The organism is Bacteroidia bacterium, from assembly GCA_033391075.1.
Lineage (GTDB): Bacteria > Bacteroidota > Bacteroidia > J057 > J057 > JAWPMV01.
Window position 1 is genome coordinate 6,106,531 of sequence record JAWPMV010000001.1, and the last position, 12,083, is coordinate 6,118,613.

Annotated in this window: 8 protein-coding genes; 7 read left to right on the forward strand and 1 reads right to left on the reverse strand. The window is 42.5% G+C overall.

What is annotated here, in order from left to right:
• Positions 1 to 67: 67 nt before the first annotated feature.
• The 4 genes from recJ to R8P61_24380 all read left to right on the forward strand — a co-directional run bounded on the left by recJ (position 68) and on the right by R8P61_24380 (position 6,780).
• Positions 68 to 1,810, forward strand: a complete 1,743-nt coding sequence (gene recJ, locus R8P61_24365) for a single-stranded-DNA-specific exonuclease RecJ (protein ID MDW3650230.1) — start codon at positions 68 to 70, stop codon at positions 1,808 to 1,810.
• Positions 1,797 to 4,433, forward strand: coding sequence for a T9SS type A sorting domain-containing protein (locus R8P61_24370; GenBank protein ID MDW3650231.1), 2,637 nt, complete (start codon positions 1,797 to 1,799; stop codon positions 4,431 to 4,433). The genes recJ and R8P61_24370 overlap by 14 nt, the downstream gene beginning before the upstream one ends.
• 95 nt (positions 4,434 to 4,528) lie before the next feature.
• Positions 4,529 to 5,260 carry an LPS export ABC transporter ATP-binding protein gene (lptB, locus tag R8P61_24375; protein ID MDW3650232.1) on the forward strand — a complete coding sequence of 244 codons (732 nt, stop codon included), beginning with the start codon at positions 4,529 to 4,531 and terminating at the stop codon, positions 5,258 to 5,260.
• Positions 5,257 to 6,780 carry a GH3 auxin-responsive promoter family protein gene (locus tag R8P61_24380; GenBank protein MDW3650233.1) on the forward strand — a complete coding sequence of 508 codons (1,524 nt, stop codon included), beginning with the start codon at positions 5,257 to 5,259 and terminating at the stop codon, positions 6,778 to 6,780. Before lptB ends, R8P61_24380 begins: the two co-directional genes overlap by 4 nt.
• A gap of 2 nt (positions 6,781 to 6,782) precedes the next feature.
• Here R8P61_24380 and R8P61_24385 read toward each other — a convergent pair whose 3' ends face one another.
• On the reverse strand, positions 6,783 to 7,436 hold the full coding sequence (locus R8P61_24385; GenBank protein ID MDW3650234.1) for a phosphatidylserine decarboxylase family protein: 654 nt from the start codon (positions 7,434 to 7,436) through the stop codon (positions 6,783 to 6,785).
• Positions 7,437 to 7,502: 66 nt separating this feature from the next.
• Here R8P61_24385 and mce point away from each other — a divergent pair, with 66 nt between their 5' ends.
• From mce to R8P61_24400, 3 genes are all read left to right on the forward strand, one after another.
• Positions 7,503 to 7,901: a methylmalonyl-CoA epimerase gene (gene mce / locus R8P61_24390; GenBank protein MDW3650235.1), complete on the forward strand. Its 399-nt coding sequence runs from the start codon at positions 7,503 to 7,505 to the stop codon at positions 7,899 to 7,901.
• Positions 7,902 to 7,984: 83 nt separating this feature from the next.
• Positions 7,985 to 11,044 (forward strand): SLBB domain-containing protein, encoded by a 3,060-nt coding sequence (locus R8P61_24395; GenBank protein MDW3650236.1) that lies wholly within the window; start codon positions 7,985 to 7,987, stop codon positions 11,042 to 11,044.
• A gap of 6 nt (positions 11,045 to 11,050) precedes the next feature.
• Positions 11,051 to 12,082, forward strand: a complete 1,032-nt coding sequence (locus R8P61_24400; protein ID MDW3650237.1) for a Wzz/FepE/Etk N-terminal domain-containing protein — start codon at positions 11,051 to 11,053, stop codon at positions 12,080 to 12,082.
• The last annotated feature ends 1 nt before the right edge of the window (position 12,083 follow it).

Here is a 12,083-nt window from a genome sequence, read left to right on the forward strand (position 1 = left end):
GCACGCAGGATATTTCCTGTCCATTTGTTTTTGTTTTACCTTGCACCTTAATAGCCCAGATAAGCTTATGACCCAGATGCAGTGGCTCTTTCGTCCCGGCTCTCCAGAAGAAGAAGTCAGAACCCTTGCTGAAAGTTTAAAAACCAGCCAGGTATTTCCCCTACCAATCGCGCAAATTCTTCTTCAAAGAAATATAAGCGATTTTTTGGCAGCAAGATCTTATTTCAAGCCAGACTTGAGCGAAATTCATGATCCCTATCTGCTTTGCGATATGGATAAAGCAGTAGAGAGAATCCTCCTCGCCCGAAGCAATAACGAAAAAATATTGCTTTTTGGTGATTATGACGTAGATGGAACCACTGCCGTTACTTTATTGAGCCTCTTTTTCGAAAAATGGGGCTTTGATTTTGATTATTATATCCCGGATCGATATGGTGAAGGCTATGGAGTCTCTTATAAAGGGATAGATTATGCCGAAAAAATTGGAGCCCGTCTGATCATTAGCCTGGATTGTGGGATTAAAGCTATCGAACAGGTTCGCTATGCGAGACTGAAAGAACTGGATTTCATCATTTGTGACCACCATAAACCCGGGAACGAGCTGCCAGAAGCTCTCGCCATTCTGGATCCTATGCGCAGTGATTGTGCCTACCCCTACAAATACCTCACAGGATGCGGAGTGGGATTTAAACTGGCTCAGGCCCTTCATCCCAAACTTCAGGAAGCGGGATATAGCTGCAAAGGTATAGATCAGTCTCCACTCGACCTTTATGGCGACCTCCTGACGCTGAGTATTGCCTGCGATATTGTGCCTGTTACGGGAGAAAATCGCTCCCTGGCTTATCACGGTTTGCAAAAGATTAGAAAAAACCCGCTCAAAGGAATCTCTGCCATCATGGCCCAGGCTAAATATGAACGGGAATGGGATATCTCAGATTTGGTTTTCTTCATTGGCCCGAGGGTAAATGCAGCAGGCAGACTTTCTCATGCAAAAGAAGCAGTAGAAGTTTTGCTGGGAAAAAATGAAGCCCTCAAAAGTCTTGCGGAACAATTGCAGGTGTCCAATGAGGAGCGAAAAAACATGGACAGGGAAACCACTCAGGAAGCCCTGGAAATGATCTCACAGGACGAAACTTATCTCAAAAAATCCTCCACGGTTCTCTATCATCCCGAATGGCATAAAGGCATCATCGGAATTGTTGCTTCTCGTTTGATTGAACATCACTATCGACCTACAGTAATGCTTACTCGTTCAGAGGAAGGTACACTCGTAGGTTCTGCTCGTAGTGTAGCCGGTTTTGATTTGTACCAAAGTCTTTACGCATGTAAAGAGCATATTCTTCAGTTTGGAGGACATGCCTATGCTGCCGGTTTGAGCATTCGTGAAGAAGATTTTCCCCGCTTCTCAGCACAATTTGAAGAAGAAGTTGCCCGAACTCTTACACCCGAACAGAAAAGGCCCATTTTGTATATCGATCATATGCTCGAATTTCCCCAAATTACCGATCGCTTTATCCGATTGATCAATAGAATGGCACCTTTTGGACCAGAAAATGAAAAACCGGTCTTCGCCACACGATCCGTAAAAGTGAGGCATGCAAAAATCCTAAAAGGAGAGCATGTAAAATTTGTATTGGAAAAAGATCGTTGTATGATCGAAGCCATCGGTTTCAATCTCGCAGCTAAATGGGAAAACATGGGTACCCAATTTTTACACATAGCATATCAACCTATTTTCAATACTTGGAAAAATAAAACACAAATAAATCTACGACTAAAAGACATTAAGCATCCGGATGAAAATATCTAGAACACCGCTCCTCTACTTGCTTTGTATCGGAATCGGAGTCTTTTTCCCCACAGAAACTACCCAGGCCCAGGCTTTGGACTGGAGCTTCGAAAATATCATCACCGACATTCAGGAATCCGGCGCCAATCCAGATGTGGTCATGGGTTCTGATGGTGATCTCCATGTATCCTACTGGCAGGCCGATGAAGATCGCCTGAAATATGGTCGTCGCGATGCAGCAAATGGAAATTGGGCTTTTGAGACTTTGGATGTGGGCGACAACTTTCATGGCTTCAAATCAGCCATCGCACTGGATGATAATGGAAATGTACATATCGCCTATGTAAAAAGGGTTCAATCAAATGCTCAGATTCGCTACATCACCAATGAGTCGGGCAGTTGGCAGGTCGAAATTCCGCTGCCTACCGAGCATATTGGGAAATACGGCATTGACCAGGAATTCCCCATTTTTGCCCAAACTTCTCTGGACATATTTTTTCAGGCAGATGGAAATCCCGTAATTATCTATTTTGATGGGAAAGTAAATACCCTCGGAAATTGTGGGCCCATAGTCAACCGGACTTATCTGGATTATGATCTGGATATGAATATGCTGGTGAAACTCAATGACGGAAGCTGGGATCCTGCTCCTTTTGACAATATCCCGGACGAGAAAGGATTTGGATGTTTACTGGATGGTGACCGTTTTGGAGAATTTTGCCAGGTTTTGACGACCTCTGATAATCGTTTCTTTGGCCTGACCAATTCTTTACATAATCATGATGTGCTCCTGTATTCCTCTAGCAATCTCATAAACTGGGAGGTAAATGCTATTGACTCTTCAGATAGATTTTTCAATACCGTCAATGAAAATCACTTCCGTGAAGGTTTTGAATTCATCCAGGCAGATTTGCTGGGAGATTCAATTATGAATGTCGTTTATACGGTTTCCAATCACTATGGAAATGGAGATGTATTCGGGCCCAGGCGTCCGATGTTTTTCACTCGTTTTCATCCAGACTCTATTGGCCAGGCCGGTTATAGCCCCTTTCATAGAGGAATCGGAGGCTCAGGACAATTTTATCGAAATTATGCCAGCGTAAAAGCCTTGAGTCCAGACAGTCTGTTTATTTCCTTTTTTGATTTAGATAATGGGCTTTTACAATTGGGAAGATCAATAGATGGTGGACAAAACTGGCTGTATGAAACGATCAGCAATAGCCCAACAAATACCGGCACCCAGGTGCTCATAGACGGAGATAGCGTTAGGGTTCTACACTATAATTCCTCAAGCGATCAATTGCTTTTGAGCTCAAGAGCTATAGATGGATCCAACTGGAGAGTTGAGAATGCTACCCGAAGTGAATTGAGAGGAAATATCCTTAGCAGTGAGGTAATCAGAAATGGAAATACAGATTCAAAATTTGTAGCCTATCTGGAAGACATTTCCGGAAGCTTTCAATATGCTTCCAATACTGGTTCGGGATGGAATTTCGAAGAAATCCTCTCGGATGCTTCAGGAATCATGGATATTAGCATGGAAATGGATGCGGCAAATAGTCCGCTTATTGTTTATGCAGAAGATAGCCTCGAACAAATCAGGATTGCATGGAATCAGAATGGATGGAATTCCAGATTCATCATTAGCAATACCCGAGCAAGAGACCTTGACTTCCAATTTATAAATGGGCAATACCACATTGCATACTTCAACCTCAATACCGGCCATTTACATTATGTCACCTCCAATTCCCTCAATGGCCCCTGGAATATGACCGTAGTTGACAATAGTAGCAATATCATTGGCAGGGGATTGGATATGGATTTTGAAACAAATGGGACGATCCATATTTCTTATGTTGACGTAATCAATCCCAAAGTAAAGCATGCAACCCTCAGCCCGGGAGCCAGCTGGCAAATCGAAGACATTACCCAGGCCTTTAATTTCAATCCAAATTTCACCTCTATCGGTATCAATAGTTCAGATTTGACAAGTATTGCCTTTAAGGATGCCACGGCCAATGAGATTCAGATAGCTGAAAATGATGGCACAGGATGGAATATTAGCCGCGTTGCTGCTCAAAGTGGAAACCTCATCGGAAATCCTATGGAACTCCTACTGGATGATCAGGACAGGCCCTGGGTATTGTACAACATATCTGATATTCGGGATGAAATGGGCCTCAGGAGAAGAGATGAATTTGGGAATTGGAACCAGGTTTCAATCAATAATAATTCAGCAGAAATCGCCCGTAGTTTTGATCTGCATCTGCTAGGAGAAGATTTTTATATCATCGGGAAGAAAAATCAACTTTCGAATAACGGCCTCGGATTATTATTCGCTGAAAGAGGAGTAAAAACCAATCTCAAAGACCTCATTGAGCGTACCCAATTGAGCATTGCTCCAAATCCGGCAAAAGAGAGCATCCAAATCAGTTTTGAACTCGCAGCATCTCAGGCTTTTTCATTCGACTTATACAACCTCAATGGACAATTCATTCACCCTTTGCAGGAGACATCTACTTTTAGCATTGGAAAACAGGAATTGAATTTGTCCTTGCCGAGTCTGGAAGCCGGCATTTATTTGCTGGTCATGAAAGGAGAAAAATATCAGATTCCCCATAAATTAGTCATAATGCCCTGAGCAAGATTAATTTACAAAGGAAATATTCCAAAAAAAGCGATGTCTTTAATGGCATCGCTTTTTTTATTATCTTAAAATCTTATAATATGCGCCTTATGCAGCAGCTTTCCGCTAAAAATTTGGTTAAAAAGTACAAAACCAGAACAGTTGTTAATCAAGTGTCTCTGGAAGTAAAACAAGGTGAAATTGTAGGGCTATTGGGACCAAATGGCGCGGGAAAGACGACTACTTTCTATATGATTGTAGGTTTGATCAGGCCCAATGCAGGCCAGATTTTCCTGGACGATCAGGACATTACCCGACAACCCATGTACAAAAGAGGCAAAATGGGTATCGGCTATCTGGCTCAGGAAGCATCCGTCTTTCGAAATCTATCTGTAGAGGACAATATTACGGCTGTACTTGAAATGGCCACCAAATTAAATAAGAAGGAGAGGAAAGAGCGTACAGAGGAGTTATTGGAGGAATTCAGCATTACCCATATCAGAAAAAATATGGGAAAAGTGCTATCAGGAGGAGAAAGAAGGAGAACGGAAATCGCTCGGGCGCTGGCTGTAAATCCAAACTTCATCCTACTGGATGAACCCTTTGCAGGCATTGATCCTATTGCGGTGGAAGAGATTCAAAATCTGGTTACAAAACTCGTAAAACGAAATATTGGCATTCTCATTACTGACCACAATGTTCATGAAACACTCAACATCACGGATAGAGCTTACCTTTTATATGAAGGATCGCTCAAGATGTCGGGAACTGCTGAAGAATTGGCAGATAATGAGGAAGCCCGGAGACTTTATCTGGGCGAAAAATTCCAGCTGAACCGATGAAACTACTAGTACACAAAATCGCAAGTTGGGTACTCAAGCGGCGGATGGAGCAGATTGAAAATTTTTCGAGGCACCCACACAAAACTCAGGACATGGTCCTTTCCAGGCTTATTCAAAAAGGAAGAGAGACTGAATGGGGCAAGACCTATGGTTATAAGAACATCCATTCCATAGAGAATTTTCGGTCCCAGGTACCTATCAGTTCCTATGAAGACCTGCATCCCTGGATAGAAAGAGCATTCAAAGGAGAATCCCATGTGCTTTGGCCAGGGAAAACCCAGCAGTTTGCAAAATCTTCAGGTACCACAAATGATAAGAGTAAATACATTCCTGTCAGTTTAGAATCCATGGATGATTCTCATATCAAAGCGGGTCAGGATATGCTTTGTATGTACTTTACCAATAAGCCGGAAAGTAAACTCTTTGCAGGTAAAACCCTCTCTATTGGAGGAAGTCATCAAACACATAGCGAATATGGGGATGTGATAAGCGGAGACCTCAGTGCTTTGATCGTAGAGAATGTTCCTCGCTTCTATGAGTTATGTAGAGCTCCCAGCAAATCCGTCGCACTTATGGATAACTGGGAGGAGAAACTCCCTCGGATGGCGGAGGAAATTATAGATGACGATATTACAGGAATAGCCGGAGTTCCTACCTGGACCCTCGTTTTGATCCACAAATTGATGGAGATGCGAGGCACCGACAATCTCCTCGATATCTGGCCAAATCTTGAACTCTACCTGCATGGAGGAGTCAACTTTGATCCCTACCGGGAGCAGTTCAAATCCCTGATCCCCAGTGATCAAATGAGTTATCTCAATTGTTACAATGCTTCCGAAGGCTTTTTTGCTGTGCAAAATGAATTGGAAGCAGATGATATGCTCCTATTGCTGGATTATGGGATTTACTTCGAATTTGTCCCTGCAGAAAATATCCACGAGGATCACCCAAAGGCATATTCTCTGGATGAAGTTGAGTTAGGGAGAAACTATGCCATGATCATCAGTACCAATGGTGGCCTCTGGCGCTACAACATCGGAGATACCATTTGCTTTACCTCGAAAGATCCCTTCAAGATTCGGGTAACAGGCAGAACCAAGCATTTTATCAATGCCTTTGGAGAAGAACTCATGGTAGACAATGCCGAAAGAGCCATAACCAAAGCAGCTAGAGAGACAGAGGCTATTGTAGGAGACTATACAGCTGCGCCGATCTATTTTGAAGGCCTAAACAAAGGAGGGCACGAATGGCTCATAGAATTTGAAAAGGAACCTACGGATATAAACAGCTTCACCCATATTATGGATGAAACCCTCAAAAGCCTGAATTCAGATTATGAGGCAAAACGAAAAGGCAATCTCGCTCTGGGATTCCCTTTACTGAGGGTCATGCCTAAAGGGACTTTTCATCACTGGATGAAAAAGCGCGGGAAGCTGGGAGGCCAGAATAAAGTTCCCAGACTCGCCAATAACCGTAAATATGTTGAGGATATTCTGAATATGCTTTCCGTCAGGAAATAAGCTTATTCGACTGTAGCTATCAGACTTCTACCCGCTTTGGTTTTATCTCCCAATTTCACCTGAACCTTGCAGGAAACAGGCATCAGGATATCTATCCTTGAACCAAAGCGTATAAAGCCGTATTCAGCCCCTTGCTCTACTTCCTGGCCCTCTTCTACATACCACTTGATCCTTCTTGCCAGAAAACCTGCAATCTGTTTGTAGGCCACTGCTACGCGATTATTTTCCGTAACGACATAGGTCTGTTCATTGAGGCTGGAGGATTTTGGATTAAAGGCCATGAGGTATTTTCCCGGAAAGTATTTCAGGAAACGAATCTTCCCTCCAATGGGATTGCGATTCACATGGACATTGAGGGGAGACATAAAGATGCTCACCTGCAGCACCTTCCCTTTAAAATAAACCTGATCCTCTACCTCTTCAATAACAACTACCTCTCCATCGCAGGGCGCGAGGATATGAGAATCATTGGTCGGGATATCAAATTCAGGATTTCGAAAAAAGTTAACCACCAGAAAGCCAAGCACAGACCCCAATACCAGGAAAACATGTCCCAGAATAGGATGCATAACATATGCAGTTGAGATTAAAAGACTGATAATTAAAAGGCTTACAGGGATGATCCTTCTTCCTTCTTTGTGTAATTTTAGGCGCATAGAATCCGTTTGAAGTTCAAATATATACAAAGGATTCTCAATTATCATTGGAAAAGATCGTTTATCATGAAAGTAGAACACATCGGTATAGCTGTAAAGAGCCTGAAAGACGCAGACAAGTTATTCGAAGAGTTGTTAGGAATTGCCCCTTATAAACAGGAAAAGGTTGAAAGCGAATCAGTAACAACGAGTTTTTTTCAGCTGGGAGAAAGTAAAATCGAATTGCTGGAATCGGATAAGGAAGACTCGGCTATAGGAAAGTTTATTGCAAGAAAAGGAGAGGGAATCCATCATATAGCCTTTGAAGTGGAGGATATTTATGCGGAAATGGAGCGATTGAGAGGGCTGGGCTACAGATTATTAAATGAAGAGCCAAAGAAAGGGGCAGACAACAAAATGATCTGTTTTATTCATCCTAAAGACTGTTCCGGTGTTCTGGTTGAATTATGTCAGGAAATTAAATAGGTAAGAAAGAAGGACTTATTGTAATTACATCACTTAGCAGAAACATTAGGAATTGCTAGATTTGCAGAAGTCTGTTAGTTACTATGGATCGATATATCGCCTTTTCAAAAATATTCATATTCGGAGTACTTTTCATTGCCTTGCAGGGAGTACTTCAGGCTCAGGACCAAAATGCTGTTGCGGAGATACTGAGAAAATACAATATCAATCCAACGGAAATTCCCGCGGAAAACCTCACCCAAATTGAAGCACGTGTCCAAAGTCTCCAGGAAGCCGGAAGCTCTGAAGAAGAGATCATCGCTGCTCTCAGGAGCGAAGGCCTGATCCCTGCAGTTTCTCAAGCCTCAGATAGCAGCCAGACTCTCAGTCCGGTAACTCCACCTATTCTAGATAGCATAAAGGAAGAAAAGCAGGAAGTTATTCAGGTTAAACCTCTACCAAAACCGAGTCAGCCAGAGAAAGAAGCGGTCAACCAAATCTTCGGTCATGAAATTTTTCACGACACTACGGGTGCCTTTATCCGAGCCATACCTAGCACTCCTCCTGAAAACTATATCATTGGGACAGGGGATGCTTTCAATGTTACCATTTGGGGCTGTAGTGAATTATCAGAAAGCTTAATCGTTGAAGAAGACGGCTCCGTATCTCGTAAGTATCTGGGTAAAGTATATCTGGCCGGCCTGAAATATGCGCAGGCACAAAAGGTTCTTTTGGATAAATACCGACGTTATTTTGCCTCCTGTTCCCAGGTAGAGATATTTATGGGGAGAAGTAAGCGAACAATCACCGTCAATATTGCAGGAGAAGTAGAACGCCCTGGGGCCTATGTAATCAATGCAGCAACTCCGGCCTTCAATGCTTTGTTTGAAGCAGGAGGAGTTAAGGAAAAAGGAAGTGTCAGAAATATCTATATCAAGAGAAATGGCAAAACCGTACAGATTGTTGACATCTATGAATATCTCATAGGAGGAGAAGACAAACCATTATTCCTGCAAAACAATGATTTTCTCTTTGTACCCGTTCAGGATAAAATTGTCAGAATTTCTGGAGCTGTTGAAAGAGAGGGCCTCTATGAACTCAGAGAAGACGAGCAACTCAAATCGCTCATACTCTTTTCCGGAGGATTGAGTTTTTTCGCCAGAAAAGAGAGAGCCCGTATAGATCGTTTTGAATTGGGAGAAAAGAATGTATTCACCTTTGAACTGGAAAAACATCTGGGAACCAATACTCCCGATTATCCGCTGGTAGAAGGGGATGAAGTATTTATCCGTTCTCAAAATCTTAGGTTGAGAAACTATGTAGGCGTAAGAGGAAGTGTGCGTTTTCCCGACAATTATCAGTTTCAGGCCGGAGATAGAATCTCAGACCTACTGGATCGCTCGGGAGGGCTGGAAGAAGATGCCCTGGTCGGACAGGCCTATATCATGCGTAGCCAGATCGGCACCTACAATCTGAGATATATTCCCATAGATATGCCTCAGGTTGTAGCCAAAAACCCTAACGCAAATATTCCCTTACAAAACCGCGACATCCTCTATGTATTTTCGAATGAATTGCTTGAGGATAAACCTATGATTGCGATAGGAGGAGAGGTGAGGAGTCCCGGCGTATTTGAGAATGCCAACGATCTCAATCTTAAGACCCTCCTTTATCTGGCAAATGGACCTAAAATCAGCGCAAATATTCACAATATCGAGTTGATGTTAGTACCAGAGATTTCAGATTTACATCCTACTAAGATAAAGCCCCACATAGATCAGTATGATCCTTCCCTGGAAACCTACAGAAACAAAGTACAATATTCTTTACGGATAAGCATAGGAGAAAATTGGCAAAACAATAGCCAGTTGGATTCGATCTTTTTGCGGCCTTTCAATCGCATCCATATTTACTCCAAATATGAATTCATGCAGTTTGAACAGGTCAGCATAGAAGGATCCGTAAATGCACCCGGAACCTACCGCCTTATGGAGGGCATGGACCTAAAAGATCTGATCTATCAGGCCAAGGGAGTTACTGCGGGATCCGATCGCTTTGAAGTTGAGCTGCATAGTAAAGTAGCGATTTCTGAAAAAGGACTTTATGGAACAAAACCCACGGACAAACAAATCGTGCGCTTTTCTATTGATCGTAACTGGGAATCAGAAGAAGCCCTTGAAAATGTAAGTCTGGATGGGATTGAAAGAGTAATTCTTATCTCAGAAAATACCTTCGCTGAAAATACCTACATACAAATAAAAGGAGAGATAAGAAATCCTGGCCAATATCTATTGGTCCCCAATATGACCCTCAAAGACCTGATCTATCAGGCAGGAGGCCTAAAGCTCTTTGCCGATTTCCAAAATATTGAACTCACACGGATTATCGAATTGGAAGAGGATGGAAATATCATTCCTACCCCTATCGTACAACAAACTATAAGTGTAAATCAGGATTGGCAAAATGATCCCAGCCTGGCAGAAGTGGAAATCAATGCTTTCGATCAAATCTTCGTTCGAAAAAATCCCGATTTCGAAGTCCAGGAAAGTGTATACCTCGAAGGAGAAGTAGTAAGTCCGGGCGAATACAATAAAATTAGAAAATTCGAGCGGGTCAGTTCTTTGGTAAAAAGAGCCAATGGACCGACTGATCTCGCTGATATTGAAGGGGCTCAAATTTTTAGAGAGGGGATCAATGGTCCGATATCTCTAAAACTCAAAAAAGCCCTGTCAAATCCGGGTGGGAAATTTGACGTCCCCCTACTTGCAGGAGACAAATTACTGATTCCCCCACTTCAGAATACAGTTACCATTTCGGGTAATGTCCTGAGACCCGGGATCACAGTTATGTATGAGAAAGGCAAAACTCGCTATAAGTATTATGTAAAGAAATATGCAGGTGGTTATGCCAAACGAACCTTGAAACGAGAGAATACAATTGCCTATGCTGATGGAAGTGTAAGAGGGACCGGGCGTTTCTTCTGGAAAAAGTTTTATCCAAAAGTAAGACAGGGTTCAACCATAGTTGTAGCTTCCAAACCAGAGAAAAAGAAAAAAGATAAAGAAGGAGAAAACAGATTCAAGATCAATACGCAGGAACTCATTGCAACCCTGACGGCTTTATTGACCTTCGCTGTTCTCCTGAGAAATACTGCCAATAATTAATATACTGTGGCTCTTGAAGAATTAAATGCCAGACTAGAGGTTTATAAGGCAAAGATAAACCGAAATCGACCCTTCATTATTGCGGTCTCCCTTATTCTGGGAATCCTTTTGGCGATCTACGCTTTTACTGCGCCTGTATTTTATACAGCACATGCGAGTTTTCATCCTGAAACCGGCACAAATAATTCACCAAGTCTGGCAGGAAGTCCTCTATCTTTTCTACTTGGTTCCGGAGGATTGGATGGAGATGAAGCAGGTATGATGGAAGAGGTCTTGAAAAGCCGAAATCTAAGCGAAGAAGTAGTAAAAGATACCGTTTCTTTCGAAGGGGAAGAGAGATTGATTGCAGACCTGGTAATTGAGAAGTTTCCCAAAAGCATATCTCCTATCCAGCTAGCAAAACGCCTCTTGAGTAGTGGCGACGAACGTTCCTATGCCAGTAAGATCATCCTGGCAGGAAGATTTGTGCGGGGAAGTGTAATCATCGAAAAGGAAGAAAATGGCTTCCTTACCATGGATCTCAGCTTTTCAGATGATTCCCTTACGGGTATATTGAGCAGTACTTATATTGAAAAGCTCAGTAATTATTATAGAAAGCAAAAAACAGAAAAAGCCCGTATCAATCTTGATTTTTTCACTGCTCGTGCAGACTCAATCAAAGGAGAATTGGATAATGCGGCACAGGCTCTCGCCCGATTCCAGGATCGCAACAAGGGTCTGGTCTTTTCCAGCAGAATGGTTTCGGCTAAAGAATTGGAAGTAAAGCTGGAGTATCTGAAAGAAATGTATATCACCCTGGTCACCAATCGTGAGCAAGCGGCCTCCCAACTACAAAGGGTAACTCCCATTATCCAGGTATTAGACGAACCCATTCCTCCCTTTATCCTATCTAAAAAGAATCCCATCCTCTTTGCCCTCATAGGATTGATTCTGGGATTGATCTTTACTATCGGATGGTTGAGTCGTAAGTTACTCTGGCAGGATTTGATGTCTTACGTCAAATCCAGTCTGGAAAATCCTCCTAAAGAGGAAGATTAAT

Bases quoted from the DNA above. Each gene is read 5' to 3' on its own strand.
- lptB (MDW3650232.1), top strand. From the start codon at position 4,529: ATGCAGCAGCTTTCCGCTAAAAATTTGGTTAAAAAGTACAAAACCAGA.
- R8P61_24380 (MDW3650233.1), top strand. From the start codon at position 5,257: ATGAAACTACTAGTACACAAAATCGCAAGTTGGGTACTCAAGCGGCGG.
- mce (MDW3650235.1), top strand. From the start codon at position 7,503: ATGAAAGTAGAACACATCGGTATAGCTGTAAAGAGCCTGAAAGACGCA.
- recJ (MDW3650230.1), top strand. From the start codon at position 68: ATGACCCAGATGCAGTGGCTCTTTCGTCCCGGCTCTCCAGAAGAAGAA.
- R8P61_24370 (MDW3650231.1), top strand. From the start codon at position 1,797: ATGAAAATATCTAGAACACCGCTCCTCTACTTGCTTTGTATCGGAATC.
- R8P61_24385 (MDW3650234.1), bottom strand. From the start codon at position 7,436: ATGCGCCTAAAATTACACAAAGAAGGAAGAAGGATCATCCCTGTAAGC.
- R8P61_24395 (MDW3650236.1), top strand. From the start codon at position 7,985: ATGGATCGATATATCGCCTTTTCAAAAATATTCATATTCGGAGTACTT.